Raw genomic sequence first — 17,456 nt, 5'->3', positions numbered from 1 at the left:
AATATTACTTACTCAAGCACGCTCAAACCTGGAAGAGTCTTGCCTTCCAAGAACTCGAGAGAAGCGCCGCCGCCAGTAGAAATGTGCGAGAAGCCATCTTCAGGGAATCCAAGGTTGCGCACTGCAGAAGCAGAATCGCCACCACCGACGATGGTGAAAGTGCCGTTCTTAGTTGCATCGACCAAGCCCTGGGCTACAGCGCGAGTACCAGTTGCAAACTCTGGAACCTCGAACACACCCATAGGACCGTTCCAAACAACAGTCTTGGAGTCAACAATCTTGTCGTGGAAAAGCTTCTGAGAGTCAGGACCAATATCCAAGCCCATCTTGTCTGCAGGAATAGCGTCTGCTGGAACTACTTCTGGAGCAACTGGAGTATCCCCTGCTGGGAAGCCGGCATTCACAACAATATCGGTTGGAAGTACAAGCTCAACGCCGTTCTTCTTAGCGGTTTCAATGTAACCCTTAACCTTCTCGAGTTGATCCTCTTCAAGCAAAGAAGTACCAACTTCGTGGCCCAAAGCCTTGAGGAATGTGAACACCATACCGCCGCCAATAACAAGACGATCAGCCTTAGAAAGCAAATTCTCAATAACGCCGAGCTTATCGGAAACCTTAGAACCACCAAGTACAACAGTCAAAGGACGCTCTGGGTTTTCAGTTGCGCGAGAAAGTGCCTTAACTTCCTTCTCAACAAGCAAGCCTGCAGCTGATGGAAGATCGGCAGCAACATCGTAATTTGAACCCTGAGCGCGGTGCACAACACCAAAGCCGTCGGAAACAAATACTTCGCCAAGAGAAGCAATCTTCTTAGCGTAGGCTGCGCGCTCGGAAGCATCCTTGCTGGTTTCTTCAGCGTTGAAACGCACGTTTTCGAGCAAAACAACGTCGCCATTATTCATGGCCGCTACCTTAGCTTGAGCATCTTCGCCGTAAGTGTCTGCAGCCAAAACAACATTTGTGCCGAGCAATTCACCTAAACGCTGCGCAACTGGAGCTAAGGAAAGCTCTGGAACAACCTGACCCTTTGGACGACCAAGGTGAGCCATCAAAATCACCTTAGCACCCTGCTCACGCAAAGCCTTAATGGTTGGTAAAGCAGCACGAATACGACCATCATCAGTAATCGTCGTATCCTTGAGAGGAACGTTAAAATCAGCGCGAACCAATACGCGCTTACCACTCAAATCTCCCAAATCTTTCAGTGTCTTCATTGGTATCCTTTCCAAACCATATTGGCTTACCATATTTGACTTACATACTGGCTTACCGTGCCGGCTTACTTCGTTCAACAAAACGCAAAATCAGCCTCAAACATCAACACATTGCCGGGTGCAATTATACCGCACATCTTCAACAATCCCTATGAACAACGCAGCTTTGCACCAGTACTATGCTAACGTTGCGTCTGTAGCTTTGCAGTAATGCTTTGCAAACGTTGCTTATGAAGCTTTGCAGTAATGCTTTGCTAACAGCGATTATTTGTTGCTTAGTGAACTTTAACAGTATTGCTCTGCAGACGTTGAGTATTTATTGCTTAAAGAACACTAGCGCCATTGCTGCTGCACACACTACAACCAGGCACTCCTACTACCACACCAAAAACAACGGTGGGTGAATTTACGAGTGGGAGATAGGAATTGCTTGTCGAGCAATATAAAAGCGGAACGATAGTAATAATCTTATTGACGAATACTATTTTTGCAGAAAAAGTAAGTAAAAAACTAAACTTAACTACACAACCGCTAAGTCCAAATAAGGTATAAGAGCGGAGCGCTGTCCTTATGGCTAATCGCCATTCGGCTGAGCTTGCACGGAAAGTCCACTGGACTTTCCGTCTGAACAAGCTCACGCTCCGAGTTGCTTTCGCGCGCTACGCTCTGAGCGCGAAAGCAGGTCGTCGCGCTAGTAATTCCTATCTCACACAACCACTCCAGAAACCCGCCAGCCAAACACCAGCCAAAAACAAAAAAACGGCAGAAACTTTACGCGCATGTAAAGAAAAAGTCGGTTGCACGCCAAAAAACGGCAGAAACTTTACAGTTACGCACACAAACCACGCAAAATCAGCATTAAAGCTGCTGCATACGCGACTTCTCAACCTTCGCCGAAAGCTGCAAAAGTCTACGAATTCGCCCTGCAATCGCATCCTTTGTAATAGGAGGATCAGCCAAGTGCCCAAGCTCTTCCAAACTTGCGTCGCTATGCTCAAGACGAAGCTTTCCAGCCATTAACAAATTATCTGGAATATCGTCGCCCAAAATATCGAATGCGTGACGAACCTTTTCGCATGCCTCAGCAGCAGCCTTAGCGCTACGACGCATATTCGCATCGTCAAAATTAGCCAAACGGTTTGCTTTTCCGCGAGCTTCACCGTCCGAACGCTTACCGGTCCATTCGCGAGCAGAACGAGGAGCACCAATCAAAATCAACATTCGCTCAATTGCGTCAGAATCGCGCAACGTCACTCGCTCAGAACTACGAACCTGACGAGCCTTGGCGCTAATGCCAAGTCGCGCTGCCATAGTTTGCAAAGCATTTGCAGCCTCATGAGTTGGGCAAACAACTTCCAAATAGCTAGCTTTGCCAGGATCCGAAATAGCACCGTGAGCCAAGAAAGCACCACGCCAAGCTGCTTTGATTTGGGCGATACTTCCACCAACAATCTCAGGTGCAAGACCTGCAACAATTCTCATACGTCGATCAAGAAGACCAGATTGCAAAGCCAATGCTGCAGCACCACGCTCAACTACCACGTCATAGCGAACTACAGTGCCCGTAGGAGTTTGACGAGAAACTTGAGCAATTGTTGCTTCCCTCTGGAAATGAGTTTTCAATACCTCAACAAGCCACTGAGCTGCACGCTGAGAATCTAACTGAGCGCGAATAACAGCCTGATTATTTACTGGCCTTAAGCCGCCAGCAAAGCGCATCATTGCTGCAGCTTGAGCCATAATGACAGTCGGGAGCTCATTGTTGTTTGAAACGAGTTCATTTTTGACGTCGTCAAGAAGAGCCAAGGGACAACCTCCTACTTTTGTTCTTCTTAAAATATGAGTGCTGTTGGGTACTTGTATGATGCTGTGGCACACGACATGCCCGGCTTTCTGTGATACAGAATACGTTGGACATTTTACCGGTTTTTGCACATGCTTTACATGCTTTTAGTACAAGATTTTTATATTTTATATAATTTACGCAATTTTACTTAATTTTTTAATTAATTTTAATTGATTAGTTTCATAATCGCATTTCGCTACTTTACTTCTTCACTACTTTACTTCTTCACTTACTACGATCTTCTCTGCAGCTCTCTTGCAGATACTGTAACTTGCAAACCGTGCAATCTCAAACGTCTAGCAAGCTCAATACTTACGGCAACAGAACGATGCTGACCACCAGTACATCCTACAGCAATAGTCACGTAATGCTTGTCTTCTTTAGCGAATCCGTCGATAGCTGTAAGAAGCGCATTTTCGTAAGAATCTAAGAATGCAATTGCCGCAGGATTCGATAAAACGTAATCTTGCACAGCTTGATCCTTACCTGTAAGCTCCCTTAATTCAGGAACCCAGAAAGGATTCGGCAAAAATCGCATATCGGCAACAAAATCAGCGTCCATTGGCATGCCGTATTTAAATCCAAAACTGAAAATATGCACAGAAACCGTAGAAGAGCCTTTTCCAAGCAATCCTTCGTAAAGCTTTGTAGAAAGTTGGTGAATACTAAGTGCAGAAGTATCGATAATAATATTTGCGCAATCTTTCAAATGACTGAGCAGCTCTCGCTCTTCTAGAATACCGTCAATAAGTCTGCCGCCGCGCTGCAAAGGATGCGGTCTGCGCACAGACTCATAACGCTTAATAAGCACAGCATCTGAAGCATCTAGAAACAGAATTCGCGTTTTTACACCAAGGTCATCAATATGCGCAAGAACTGCAAACAGGTCGTCGAAATATCCTCTAGAACGCACGTCAATAACAGCAGCAAGCTTATGCACTTTAGAACCGGATGAAGTCATCATATCTACTAGCGGTATGAGCAGTTTTGGCGGAAGATTATCGATAACATACCATCCCATATCTTCCAACGCGTTAGCAGCGTGCGATCGCCCAGCTCCACTCATGCCGGTAATTAGCATAACTTCAAATCCGTCAGCTAGTTGTACGCTAGTCGACGCGGAACGTTGCGTAGTATGTTGCACATCACTTTGCGTATCACTTTGCGTAGTATGTTGCGTATTATCGCTCATAATGCCTCCTGTAAGGCTTTTCGCATGAGACTACTTAAGTCATCGTAATATCTAGCCTTGTCAGCACTAGGTTTATAACCAAGCTCAGAACCAGTCTCAGCACAATCCTCAGCGCCAGTCTCAGCACAATCCTCAAAATTTTCTTTAGATTGCCTGTAGTCAATCGTCATAAGACTTACTTGTGCTAAAGCTTGTTGCAAAAGCATTTCTTCTCCGCCAATAGCGCAACCATATTGTTGCCATACACTAAGTAGCATGCTTGGGCGAGGATCGTAAACTACGTCAAGCAATGTTCCTAATTTCGTTTGATTATGCGCACTATCTTGACAGTATGCTTTCAACGCAAGCGCAATTGGATCTGCTACATGCGCTGGAACTGTGCTTACTACTATGTCTGCTTCTGCGATTGCACGAACAGCTTCTAGTGAATTTAAAGATCTCAAAATGAGAGATTTATCACATTCTGACAATTTTTCTGCGCTCAATTTTTCTGTGCTATAGTCTGCAAATTTTGAAAATACTTCTTCGCTTATTGTTGGGAACTCAATACCTTGCACAGGCTCATACATAGCGTCATTTTCTTCGCTTTTATTATTTTGACCTATGCTTATTTTATTTGGAAAATCAGCGCAATACTTTTGTATAAGATTATTAAAACGTTCAACGCCTTTTACACTACCGTCATCTTCAGTTCTAGCAACAACTTGCACTTGCTCAAGCTTTGCCACTTGCGCAATTTCAATTAAAGCTGCCAGTGCAGAGGATGCAGTGTTGCCACTGCCAATAATAACAGCCTTTTTTACTTCGCATATGCGCTCATGTAATGCTTGCATAAATGTTATTAATATGCCACTTACGTCAGTGTTGTATAGCTTTATTTGCGATTGCGAAGCGACTGCTGGGTTGCTAGTAAAAACTGCAGTATTTGCCACGTTAAGTGTGCGCGACCAGTAGTCGCAAGGTGTACCGAGTTTCATTACGGTTTTTTTAAGCGGCATAGTAAGGCTTAAGCCTTTCCAAGAATCATCAAGATGCGTAATAAAATCGTGAAGATCCGTTTCGCTTACTTTTTCCTTACTATATTGCCAATTCGTAAGCCCCAAAGCCTTATAAGCCGTGTTGTGAAGCACAGGCGACAGCGAATGCAAAATAGGATCTCCCAAAACTGCGCAATGATATATTTTTACCATTTTTCTCTCCCCTATTAGTAAGTTAGTACGCTAATAAATCTTTTGGATCAACACAAAAACGCAACTCTCCTGCAGCACGTGTTGCTACGTGACGAGCTACTTCCTTGTGCAATCGGTTCACTAATTCTTGTCTTAAATAAAGCGGAACTCTTACTACAGCTTTTACACGGTCGTAAATATCGTCAAAATGCTGGTATTTGTCTGTAACAGGCGGATGCATTGGAACAATTCCTAATAATGGAGAAATTGCTGAAAAATCAGCATCTTGACTACTTTCGCACCCAAGATTTTCTTGCATTGCACCAATATTTTCAAGCGCACGCATAACCGCATCACGAGCACCCCATACGCATGCTGCAGTTACGCAAGGCGGCAATATTGCTTGAGCTCTTTCTGAAAGCTCATTGCAAGAAAGTTGAGTCGTATCCCACAATGTAAGCGCGCGCGCAAGAACAGGATACGTTTCACCAATAAGAAGTACACTTCCTCCACGCGCTCTAGGAGCACATAAAGCAGAAGCTTTCATCCACGAATTAAGCGTATCTATTCGCGAATCAAGCCCTGAAGCGTACAAACTTACCCACGTATCAAGTATTGCTACAACACCGTATTCTCCATTACAATTTGCGTCTTGCGTTTGTACGCGAGGCTCACATCCAGGAGTTGCAACAACAATTACAGGTTTTTCATCAATGCACTGGATAATTCCGTTCGGTTGGTGTTGTGACGAAATAATAATAGGCACGTTACGAAATAGTTTAGATAATTCTTCTGCAACGCCAACAGCGCCAACTCGTATAACTCGCATATTGCTACTGCCACAATTAGAACAAGACCAATTTATTGCACTAGCACCACACCATGAGCAACGTGCTGTCTGCTGACTATTTGCAACATCAAGAGGCCCGGTGCATCGTCTACAGCGCGCTTGACGTTTGCACGAAGAGCATATAGCCGATTGCGTCACACCATCTTGCTCAATAGAAAGCAGCACAGGCTTACCATCCGAAAGAGCATCGTTAATAGCTCTTACTGCGCTATGCGGTATGCGAGCGCCAATGCTTGGGTCAGCTAATTTTAGTAAAGCTTCACGATTAAGCCAACGAACCCAAGGAACTAACTTTTCGCGAGCAAGTTTACTCGCGCTTACAGGTATACTAGATCCGCTTATTGTTTTAGCAGCTTGAATAGCTTTAACAGTTTTAACAGTTTTAGCAGCCTCAGCAGTTTGAACAGCTTGCTCACCTTGCACACTTTGCGCAGATTGAGTAGTTTGCGCATCTTGCGCATTTGACATATAGCAGTCTACTTCACTTTGACTAAGCGCACTTCTGGAATACGACATTGACACAAATACGCCGCCATGCCTTTTCGCACGAAGCCGCATAACGCCACGCGCTTGAGCATACGGCATCATGCCATCAGCATATTGGTACGCGCAATCTTCAACAATCGCAAATAAAGCATCTCCCTCAACTGGAGCATACATTGCAGCTCTAGTACCAAGAACGCAAGGAACTATTCCGGACGCGATTGCGCGCCAAGCTCTATACCTATCAGCTGGAGGATCCGCAGCACAAAGTCGAGCGACATCGCCATCAAAACTTCCAGCAGAAAAACCACGATGATTCTCACTTACGCGCTTATATGGCTTTAAGCCATAAACCATTAGCGCGCGCATTACATCATTGACTTCTCTTAGCGTCGGCAAAACTACAACAGCCTGCTTACACGCGCTTAAAGCAGTGACAATCATCCACGCTAAATCTTGTGCAAGCCGGCAAGAACCTGGTAAAGCGTCTACAATAAAAGATTGAGAAGAATTATTTTCTGCTTGCTTGACTAATTGATTTTCTGCTTTATTTTCACTAAAACTTGCGTCAATAGATTTTTTGATTAATGCATTGTATAAAATATTTGCATTTTCGTAATCATAAATCATGCGAGAAGTTGTAGCGTAACCTGGGTTTGTATTGTTATCGTTTTGCAAACGCTTCTTAAGATTTTCACGCCACTGTTTTCTGCGTTGCAAGCGTATGTTGTCAAAAACTTCCTCATGCTCAACACGAGCTACGCGTTGAGGCACAGCAATACGCAAAATATTTGAGCTAGTTCCACCATAAGCTTTAGCTATGGCGTCAATATCGTCTCGCAAAGATTTAGAAAGCAAAACATCTGAAGGAAACACTCGTTCTAAAAATCTTAAAGCAGCATGAGGGGTGTCAGTATGCGAAGAACGAGACCAAATAACTCCAGTGAGTTTTTGGGCTCCAAAACGAACGCGTACAAACGCCCCAGGCTGAGCAGATTCATCTTGATCTTGCGATATCAAGTAATCAAAAGTACGACCTAAATGTGAAGCTTGAACATCGAGCATCACATGCGCAATAGGGCATTCATTAGCAGGCACTAGAGAAACAGCATTGCGCTTACGTCTTGTTTTACGCGCTAAGCCGTCTAGCGAAGGTTGCTCTGCCATAAATAACCCTTAGTTTTACTTGAATTACATCACATAATTACTGTTATTTTACAGCAAAATTTATCAATAAAACTACTTTTTTAGCGCATCTTTCAATTGCTCAATACGATTCGTTTCTTCCCAAGGGAATTTGACATCCATACGACCAAAATGACCATAAGCTGCAGTTGGAGCATAAATTGGCTGAAGCAAGTTAAGCTCGTCAATAATCGCAGCCGGACGCAAATCAAATACTTCGCGCACAGCACGCGCAATATCTGCGCGCGTAATACCGTCAGCTTCAGTTCCGAAAGTTTCTACGTTTACGCTTACAGGATCAGCAATACCAATAGCATAAGCAACTTGAACTTCTGCCTTATGAGCTAAACCAGCTGCCACAATATTTTTTGCAACCCAGCGAGCTGCATAAGCTGCAGAACGGTCAACTTTACTAGGATCCTTACCGGAAAAAGCTCCACCACCATGATGAGCAGCACCACCATAAGTGTCAACAATAATTTTTCGACCAGTTAAGCCCGAATCAGCAGCAGGGCCTCCCAAAACAAAAGAACCAGTAGGGTTTACAAGCATACGGTACGAATCGTGCGCAACTTTTTGAGCAAGAACTTCGTCCAACACAGGCTTAACAACATGCTCAACAAGCTGATCTTGTAACCAGTCTCTAGAAACTTCTGGATCATGCTGAGTAGAAATAAGCACAGTATCCAAACGTTTAGGCGTGCCTTTGGAATCGTACTCAATCGTTACTTGAGTTTTCCCATCCGGACGCAAATGCGCAACAGTGCCATCTTTACGAACTTTAGCAAGCTTTTGAGCTAAACGATGAGCAAGATAAATCGGCAAAGGCATTAAAGTATCTGTTTCGTCGCTAGCGTAACCAAACATAACACCTTGATCGCCTGCACCTTGAGCAGCGTAGCGCTCCTCACGAGAAGATGCACTCTCACAAGAAGCATCCAACCTAGCAACACCTTGATTGATTTCCGCACTTTGCTCAGTTAAAGAAACCATAACACCACAAGAATCAGCATCAAGACCAATTGTGGAGCTCGTGTAGCCAACATTACGAACAACTTGACGTACAATTCCCGGAATATCGCTATAAACTTCACCACGCACTTCACCAAAAACCACGAACTGACCAACGGAAGCACAAACCTCTACAGCAACATGCGCATGAGAATCCTGACGAAGCATATCGTCCAATATAGCGTCAGCAATTTGATCGCATAACTTGTCAGGATGACCTTCAGTTACAGATTCTGCAGAAATTAATTTACGTTCTTCCACATTTCCCCCTTAAGTTCATAGTCGATAAAGGCTAAATATAGGCTAAATAAAGCGAAAAACGCAGCCGTGCATCCGCTTTATTGAGCACGGATGATACGCGACTGCGAATACCCATAAAGACGTTTATTAGCAAGGCTTATTAATTACCTTCGCTTAAGTCGTCCTCACCAAGAGTCTCTTCAAGCAATCCAGCATTAATTTCGCGGAAAGCAATAGCTAAAGGCTTTTCTTGATTTTGATACTCAACTAGTGGGCCAACATTTTGAAGCAAACCTTCATTAAGCTGAGTAAAATAAGCATTAATTTGACGTGCTCGTTTTGCAGCAAATAAGGCAAGCGCATACTGGGAATCCGCATGTTGCATTAAATCATCAATCGGTGGATTCGCAAGACCAGTAGGTGTTGGCTGAGTGCCTAATGCCATAATATTCTCCAAATTCTATGGTGCTACAATAGTTCCAAAAGGCTTATTATATGCTATCGATTGGATATTGCGTAAGTTTTAACTATAAGTCGTATTCGCTTGCAATAACATTCCACAGTTCATCTGCAGCACGCTCAGCATTATCATTCACAATAACAACATCGAACTCTTTAGCTGCAGCAATCTCAACTTTAGCAGTTTCCAAACGTTTTGCTTGCTGCTCAGAAGTTTCAGTACCACGACCAATAAGACGACGCTTAAGCTCTTCAAAGCTCGGAGGCGCAATGAACACGTACACAACTTCTAATCCAAGACGAGCAGCCTCTTGTTTTACGCGCCTAGCTCCTTGCAAATCTATTTCCAGCAAAGTAGGAATATCTTGCGTAAGATGATCCAAAACAGGCTGAAGAAGGGTACCATAATGAGCCATGCCATGAACTAGCGCGGTTTCCAAGAATTCGCCATTACGCTTACGACGCTCAAATTCTTCTTCATCCAAGAACCAATAGTGAATACCATTAAATTCACCAGGTCTAGGCGCACGAGTGGTAGCAGAAACAGATAGCCAAATATGAGGATGCTTCTCACGAAGTATGCCTTCTACTGTGCCTTTACCAGCCGCAGTAGGACCCGTTAATACGATTAATCGACGTCTAGACTGCGAAACTGCAGCCTCATCCGTGGCACCCATTTGCTTACCCCTCGTTTACACACATTCGCCTGAATCAACAAGAGCCTGACGAATATCCAATGCTATGCGTTCAGTTGCAGCCGAAAGTTCACCAATATTTGGACCATGCGACGCAATCGAACGCGAAACAGTTACCAATACATTACCATGTGTACCAGCAAAAACACGCTTTAAATCGTCAGCTTCTGCACCTTGCCACCCGTAACCAGGAGAAAGAATTGGACCAGTAAAACTGGTTACGTCAATTCCACCACCGTTCATCCAGTCGCCAATAGTAGCTCCAACAATTAAACCAACAGAACCCATTCCTTTAGTTTTATTGTTAAAACTTTGAGCTGTTTGAGCAATTCCGTGAGCTACAGTAGTTCCGCGGTAAGTTCCGCTCTGCCTAATAGCAGTTTGCAAACTTGCGCCTTCGCGATTAGAAGTTAGAGACGCAATAAAAACACCGCGACCGTTATTAAGAGCTTCGTTAATTAAGCCGCCCATAGAACGTGCGCCATAATAGGGAAGCAAAGTAATAGCATCAGCAAGAAGCGGAGCTCCAGGCTTAAAATATGCGTCTGCAAGCGCAGAAATAGTAGTAGACAATCCTCCATGACCGCAGTCAACGATAGTAATAATATCCATTTGACGAGCGGCATACAGCACACGCTCAAGTGCTGCGAAACCCTTAGAACCGTAGCGCTCAAACATGCTGGATTGGAATTTAACTGCCGCTGCCCTACCATTCATAGCTTGCAGCATTCGCATAGAAAAAAGTTCAGCTCCAAGAGCATCCATGTTGTATCCCCAATTAAGCAGCATTTTGCGATGAGGATCGATTCCAACACACAATGGTCCATATTTTGCCATAGCGTTCTTCAAACGCAAACCAAAATCGGATCGTTGCGCCTGCACTTCTTGATCACGAATGCTCTCGGTCATGTATTAAGCCCGACTTTCTTGACTTTCTGCCTGTTCAATTGCAAACAGCTGCTGAGCATGTTCTTGTATACTCATCACCTGATAATCGTTGTTCTTAACAGCTTCAATAGCCATTAATACTGGTGCAAATTCGGTAATAGTAGTGAATTGTGGAAGATCAGCTGCTACAGCTGCCGCACGAATGGCATAACCATCAGTGCGCGATCCCCTTGAATTCGGCGTATTTAATACCATGTCAATCTTACCATTTTCGATAAGCTCTACAACATTCTTACCGATTCTTTCGTTCGCTTTCTCACTATTTGGCATATCCTTCGCCGTGTCGCCCTGACTAGAAAGCTTATCGACAATAACAGAATCAATGCCATAACGACGAAGCACAGAAGCTGTACCTTCAGTAGCCCAAATCGTAAAACCAAGCTCCACTAATCGCACTGCAAGAAGTGGAAGTTGTCGCTTATCTGCATCACTTACGGACACAAACACGTTGCCGCTGGTAGGCAAACCGCCCTTGTATGCTGCAAGCTGGCTCTTAGCAAAAGCGTGAGGGAAGTCGCGATCAAAACCCATAACTTCGCCAGTAGAGCGCATTTCTGGTCCAAGCAAAATATCAACCGTACGACCAACAGGAGTGCGGAAACGCTTGAACGGCAACACAGAAGCTTTAATAGCAACCTGCTGACCTGGGTGAATATCTCCGCCATCGCCTTGCGGGAGAAGAAGTCCACGCTTGCGCTGCTGTGCAATGGTTTCACCAGCCATAATTCGAGCAGCAGCTTTAGCAAGAGCAACGCCAGTAGCTTTAGAAGCAAACGGAACAGTACGAGACGCTCGAGGATTTGCTTCAATTACATACAAAGTGTTTGCCATAAAAGCGTACTGTACATTGATAAGACCGCGAACTGAGCAGCCGCGAGCAATCGAAAGCGTACCCTCGCGAAGGCGTCGAATTTGATCGTCCGAAAGCGTGCTTGGAGGAAGAGTACAAGCAGCGTCACCAGAGTGCACACCAGCTTCCTCAACATGCTCCATAATGCCGCCAATATAAAGCTCGTTACCGTCGTAAAGCGCGTCAACATCGATTTCAATAGCGTCCTGAAGGAACTTATCGATCAAAAGTGGCGAAGGCAATCTGCCAGAAACAACCGTGTCTGCTCGAGCCTCATCCAATGCGCGATCAACATACTTTGCAAGTTGAGCATCGTCATATACAATTTCCATGCCACGACCGCCGAGCACGTAGCTTGGGCGCACAAGAACTGGGTAGCCAATTGCGTGAGCTGCATCTTTTGCTTCCTCAAGACTTAACGCTGTGCCGTATCGAGGAGCGTTCATGCCTTCTTGACGAAGAACTTCGCCGAAAAGCTCACGGTTTTCAGCCAAATCAATAGCCTCAGGAGTCGTTCCCAAAATTGGAACTCCTGCAGCCTTAAGACGAGCGGCAAGCGAAAGTGGCGTTTGACCACCAAGCTGCACAATCACGCCCTTAACAGGTCCAAGCTTCTTTTCTGCTTCGTAAATTTCAAGCACATCTTCGAAAGTAAGAGGCTCAAAGTAAAGGCGATCAGACATGTCGTAATCTGTAGAAACTGTTTCAGGATTGCAATTGACCATAATGGTGTCGTAATCCTTGCCCAATTCCTGAACAGCGTGAACACATGTGTAATCAAACTCAATACCCTGACCGATTCTGTTTGGACCAGAACCAAGGATAATCACAGCTTCGCGATCACGCTTCTTCAACTCGCTTTCGTCAGCGTAGCAAGAATAGTAGTACGGAGTTGCTGCGTCGAACTCAGCTGCGCAAGTGTCAACAGTCTTGTAAACAGGGCGCAAACCGTAAGCCCAACGAAGCTCACGAACCATGTTTTCGCCTTCGTCGCCAAGATTACGCAAATGCGCAATTTGAACGTCCGAAAGACCAGCGAGCTTAGCGCGCTTCAAAACTTTAGGAGTTAAGGTTTCAGCTTCACGAACTGCGAGCGCAGTCTCGTTAATTTGAGCCAGCTGCTCTACAAACCAAGGGTCGATTTTTGTTGCTGCAAAAATCTGCTCCGGCGTTGCCCCACCCCAAAGCGCGCGCTGAATTTGCAAGTAGCGATGCTCGGTTGGAGTATGCATTTCTTCAAGAAGCTTATTAACTTCTTCCTTGCTCGGGCGCTCACCATCCCAGCTAAAGCATGAGTGACGCTTGTCGATTGAGCGCATTGCTTTTCCAAGGGATTCCTGGAAGTTTCCAGCCAAAGCCATTGCTTCGCCGACAGACTTCATGGAAGTTGTAAGCGTGGTATCTGCTCCTGGGAACTTTTCGAAAGCAAAACGCGGAATCTTTGTTACAACGTAGTCGATTGTTGGCTCGAAGCTTGCAGGAGTTGAACGAGTAATATCGTTTTGAATTTCGTCCAAAGTGTAGCCGAGAGCAAGTTTCGTTGCGATTTTTGCGATTGGGAAGCCGGTTGCTTTAGATGCGAGCGCGGAAGAACGGGACACGCGCGGGTTCATTTCGATGACGATAATGCGACCAGTTTGAGGGTTGATTGCAAACTGAATATTGCAACCGCCAGTATCGACGCCAACGCCTCGAATAATAGCAATACCGATATCGCGCATCTTCTGATACTCGCGGTCTGTAAGCGTAAAGCAAGGAGCAACTGTAATCGAGTCGCCAGTGTGCACGCCTACAGGATCGACGTTTTCGATTGGGCAAACAACTACGACGTTATCTTTTGCGTCGCGCATAAGTTCAAGCTCAAACTCTTTCCAGCCTTCAATGCCTTCTTCAATAAGCACTTCGTTTGTTGGAGAATAGTGAATGCCAGCTCCTGCAATGCGGTGAAGCTCTTCTTCGTTATGAGCAATACCAGAGCCCAAGCCGCCCATTGTGAAGCTTGGACGTACTACTACCGGGTATCCTAAAGTTTCAACAATTTTGTCTACTTCTTCGATTGAGTGAGCAATAAAGGATTTTGCTGACTCAGCTCCGGCTTTTTCAACGACTTTTTTGAAAAGCTCTCGGTCTTCTCCGCGGTCGATTGCTTCCAAAGAAGCACCAATAAGCTCAACGTTATATTTTTCTAGGATTCCTGCACGACCCAAATCCATTGCAGCATTAAGCGCAGTTTGACCACCAAGCGTTGGAAGAAGCGCATCCGGACGCTCCTTCGCAATAATTCGCTCCAAAATCGAAGTGTCAATTGGCTCAATATATGTTGCGTCCGCAAGCTCCGGGTCGGTCATAATAGTAGCCGGGTTAGAGTTGACCAAAATTACGCGAATACCTTCTTCGCGAAGAACTCGGCAAGCCTGCGTTCCGGAATAATCAAATTCTGCAGCCTGACCAATAACAATCGGACCGGAACCAATTACCATAACCGACTTAATATCAGTACGTTTTGGCATAGTAAACTTCTCTTTCCGTAAATCTTAAAATCTTACTTGCTTTTTCGAGTATTACTTGCTTTTTCGAGCGTTTTCGCGCATCAATTGCACAAAACGGTCAAATAGATAGGAAGCGTCGTGCGGTCCTGCTGCAGCTTCCGGATGATATTGCACCGAGAACGCTGGAATATCAAGGCATTGCAAGCCTTCTACAACGTTGTCGTTCAAGTCAATATGCGAAACTAGCACGCGACCAAAGTGTCCGTTTTCGTAAGGAGATTGCACAGGACCGTCAAGAGGTGCGTCCACAGCAAAGCCGTGATTGTGAGCCGTAACTTCCACTTTTCCGGTTGTAACGTCTTTTACAGGCTGATTAATACCGCGGTGACCAAACTTCAACTTGTAAGTTCCAAAGCCGAGCGCGCGACCAAGTAACTGGTTTCCAAAGCAGATACCAAAGAACGGGTAACCTGCATCCAAAACTTTGCGCAAAAGCTCAACTTCGCGATTTGCTTGGCTAGGGTCTCCAGGACCATTCGAGAAGAATACGCCGTCTGCGTTAAGCGCTTGCAGCGATTCGAAGCTTATTGAGGAGCTTACAACGTGCACGCGGCAGCCGCGCTCAGCCAAACGGTGAGGAGTCATAGATTTAATACCAAAGTCGACTGCTACAACAGTGTAAAGTGGATCTTTTCCTTCAAAATCACCGCAAGGCTCAATCGTGTACGTTTCTTTAGTACTGACTTCATCCGTTAAACGCAAGCCCTGCATTTGAGGAGTTTGCTTAATTTCGTCAACGAAAGAAGCGACGGTGCGAAAAGCCCCGGTTGACGGATCAACCAGGGCCTTATTAGAAAAAATGCCGGCACGCATAACGCCTACCGAGCGTAAATGACGTACCAGCTTTCGAGTATCAATACCACTAATGCCAACGATACCTTGCTTTTGTAAATCGTCTTCCAAGGAACCTTCAGCTCGCCAATTGCTAACTACTGGGCTTGGCTTCTTAACTACGTAACCAGCAACCCAAATGTGGGCAGATTCTGGATCTTCGTGATTTATTCCCGTATTACCTATGTGTGGGAATGTTTGAACTACGATTTGTTGATCATAACTTGGATCAGTTAATGTTTCTTGATAACCAGTCATGCCCGTGGAGAACACAATCTCAGCGCGCGTAGAACCTTGCGCACCAAAAGGCTTACCAACGTAAACCTGACCATCCTCCAACACCAATACTGCATCATCACTGCCGAATCCGGCAAAGGTGTCGCTGTAATCCACCTTAACCCCCTTATGGCTTTAGGATATTCGTGGTAAGTCTACTCAGGTTGGCGGACGGGCGACGCGCCGGCGCGACGACCTGCTTGAGCGCAGCATTGCGCGCGCGAAAGCAACTCGGAGCGGAAACTCGCTCAGGTTGGAAGTCCGGTGGACTTCCAACGCGAGTTTCGTAAGCGAGCGCGTAATCCGCGCGAGCGACTACTGCACGCGTGTCCCAAAACTATCAACTAGAGACACTAACGCAGTAAGCATTCTGCGCGAGGGTCTCAAAACATGCAAAATGAGACGTTACTCAGCAGCAGCTTCTTCCGTAGACTCTTCCGTAGCAGCGTCTTCAGGAGAAGATTCGCCATTAAACTTTGCCAAGCAAGCGTCTTTATCTGCCATAATCGCGCTTAGTAAGCCGTGAATAAACGCAATAGCTTCGTCATCGCTATACATTTTTGCGAGCGCAATCGCCTCGTCAATAGCAACTTTATCTGGAATCTCATCATTAAGAAGCATTTCCCAAACTGCAATGCGCAAAATATTGCGATCGATAACAGCCATTCTGCCAACTTTCCAGCCAGTCGAATAGCGGTTTAGCGTCTTGTCAATTCTGTTACGTCGCTCTCCTACGCCTCGAACAATCTCAATAGCGTACTCTGGGAGCGGAGTTTGAGCGCCAGGCTCCTTAACTCGCTCCTCAAGCAAAGAAAGAATATGCTGATTCTTCTCATCCGCCTCATACAGCGTATTCAAAGCCCTTTTACGAGCGGTAGAACGTGCCATCGTAACGCCCTTCTGTGTAACGTATAAAAATTACTTAATAAAGTTGTATCAAAAATTACGCGACCCAGCAACGAATAATCGCCACCGGGTCACTCTATAAAAATTATTGAGAAATAAATAGCTAATTTAATTAGATAACTAATTATTTTAATTAGATAATTAATTCTTTAGTTTTCACGACCAAGGTAAGAGCCGTCACGAGTGTCGACCTTCACCTTTTCGCCTTCACCCACGAAGAGTGGAACCTGGATTTCAGCACCGGTTTCCACAGTTGCAGGCTTAGTACCAGCGTTAGAACGATTGCCTTGCAAGCCTGGCTCAGTGTGAGTAATAGTCAAAATCACGGAAGCTGGAAGCTCAACGCTCAAAGGAGTGCCATCATGGAAGCTTACGATGCAGTCGGTGCCTTCAAGCAAATACTTGCTCTGCTCGCCAACCAAAACCTTAGGAATATAAACCTGGTCGTAAGTGGTCATATCCATAAAGACGAAGTTGTCGCCATCTTCGTATGAATATTGCAACGTGCGGTTATCAACGGTCTCGAACTCCATCTTCATGCCGGCATTAAAAGTCTTGTCGACAATCTTGCCCGAGAGCACGTTCTTAATGGTGGTACGCACAAAAGCAGGACCCTTGCCTGGCTTCACGTGCTGGAACTTAACGACGGTCCAAAGCTGACCATCAAGGTTCAAAACCGATCCATTCTTAATATCATTGGTAGTCTGTGCCACGAGTTACCCGTTTCTTTCGCTAATAGGCTGCAAATTAAG

General features: G+C 45.3%; 13 protein-coding genes. All 13 read right to left on the bottom strand.

Going from position 1 to position 17,456, the window contains the following annotated elements:
* Positions 1 to 8: 8 nt before the first annotated feature.
* Entirely contained in the window at positions 9 to 1,214 is a 1,206-nt protein-coding gene (locus HXT26_RS02055) for a phosphoglycerate kinase (RefSeq protein WP_174143329.1), read from the bottom strand.
* An 858-nt stretch (positions 1,215 to 2,072) separates the two neighbouring features.
* The gene (gene whiA / locus HXT26_RS02050) at positions 2,073 to 3,020 is read right to left on the bottom strand and encodes a DNA-binding protein WhiA (protein ID WP_004119060.1); all 948 of its coding nucleotides are present in this window, start codon (positions 3,018 to 3,020) and stop codon (positions 2,073 to 2,075) included.
* A 272-nt stretch (positions 3,021 to 3,292) separates the two neighbouring features.
* The gene (rapZ, locus tag HXT26_RS02045) at positions 3,293 to 4,141 is read right to left on the bottom strand and encodes an RNase adapter RapZ (RefSeq protein ID WP_100066601.1); all 849 of its coding nucleotides are present in this window, start codon (positions 4,139 to 4,141) and stop codon (positions 3,293 to 3,295) included.
* A gap of 107 nt (positions 4,142 to 4,248) precedes the next feature.
* Positions 4,249 to 5,442 carry a shikimate dehydrogenase family protein gene (locus HXT26_RS02040; RefSeq protein ID WP_422112057.1) on the bottom strand — a complete coding sequence of 398 codons (1,194 nt, stop codon included), beginning with the start codon at positions 5,440 to 5,442 and terminating at the stop codon, positions 4,249 to 4,251.
* A gap of 22 nt (positions 5,443 to 5,464) precedes the next feature.
* Positions 5,465 to 7,921, bottom strand: coding sequence for a primosomal protein N' (locus HXT26_RS02035; protein ID WP_422112056.1), 2,457 nt, complete (start codon positions 7,919 to 7,921; stop codon positions 5,465 to 5,467).
* Positions 7,922 to 7,993: 72 nt separating this feature from the next.
* Positions 7,994 to 9,211 carry a methionine adenosyltransferase gene (metK, locus tag HXT26_RS02030; RefSeq protein ID WP_004106381.1) on the bottom strand — a complete coding sequence of 406 codons (1,218 nt, stop codon included), beginning with the start codon at positions 9,209 to 9,211 and terminating at the stop codon, positions 7,994 to 7,996.
* Positions 9,212 to 9,350: 139 nt separating this feature from the next.
* Entirely contained in the window at positions 9,351 to 9,635 is a 285-nt protein-coding gene (gene rpoZ, locus HXT26_RS02025; RefSeq protein ID WP_004106383.1) for a DNA-directed RNA polymerase subunit omega, read from the bottom strand.
* A gap of 82 nt (positions 9,636 to 9,717) precedes the next feature.
* Complete coding sequence (gene gmk / locus HXT26_RS02020) at positions 9,718 to 10,326, bottom strand: guanylate kinase (protein ID WP_117009017.1); 609 nt, start codon at positions 10,324 to 10,326, stop codon at positions 9,718 to 9,720.
* A gap of 15 nt (positions 10,327 to 10,341) precedes the next feature.
* Complete coding sequence (gene pyrF / locus HXT26_RS02015; RefSeq protein ID WP_004106386.1) at positions 10,342 to 11,253, bottom strand: orotidine-5'-phosphate decarboxylase; 912 nt, start codon at positions 11,251 to 11,253, stop codon at positions 10,342 to 10,344.
* Positions 11,254 to 11,256: 3 nt separating this feature from the next.
* On the bottom strand, positions 11,257 to 14,652 hold the full coding sequence (gene carB, locus HXT26_RS02010; RefSeq protein WP_004119051.1) for a carbamoyl-phosphate synthase large subunit: 3,396 nt from the start codon (positions 14,650 to 14,652) through the stop codon (positions 11,257 to 11,259).
* A 51-nt stretch (positions 14,653 to 14,703) separates the two neighbouring features.
* On the bottom strand, positions 14,704 to 15,915 hold the full coding sequence (carA, locus tag HXT26_RS02005; RefSeq protein ID WP_064340539.1) for a glutamine-hydrolyzing carbamoyl-phosphate synthase small subunit: 1,212 nt from the start codon (positions 15,913 to 15,915) through the stop codon (positions 14,704 to 14,706).
* A 288-nt stretch (positions 15,916 to 16,203) separates the two neighbouring features.
* Entirely contained in the window at positions 16,204 to 16,686 is a 483-nt protein-coding gene (nusB, locus tag HXT26_RS02000) for a transcription antitermination factor NusB (protein ID WP_004106395.1), read from the bottom strand.
* Between the two features lie 167 nt (positions 16,687 to 16,853).
* Positions 16,854 to 17,417 (bottom strand): elongation factor P, encoded by a 564-nt coding sequence (efp, locus tag HXT26_RS01995; protein ID WP_004111770.1) that lies wholly within the window; start codon positions 17,415 to 17,417, stop codon positions 16,854 to 16,856.
* Between the last annotated feature and the right edge of the window lie 39 nt (positions 17,418 to 17,456).

This window comes from Gardnerella sp. DNF00497B (assembly GCF_049262725.1).
In the GTDB taxonomy this organism is placed as follows: domain Bacteria; phylum Actinomycetota; class Actinomycetes; order Actinomycetales; family Bifidobacteriaceae; genus Bifidobacterium; species Bifidobacterium leopoldii.
Note: the sequence above shows the minus strand (reverse complement) of the source record. Positions and strands in the feature narration are given on the sequence as shown.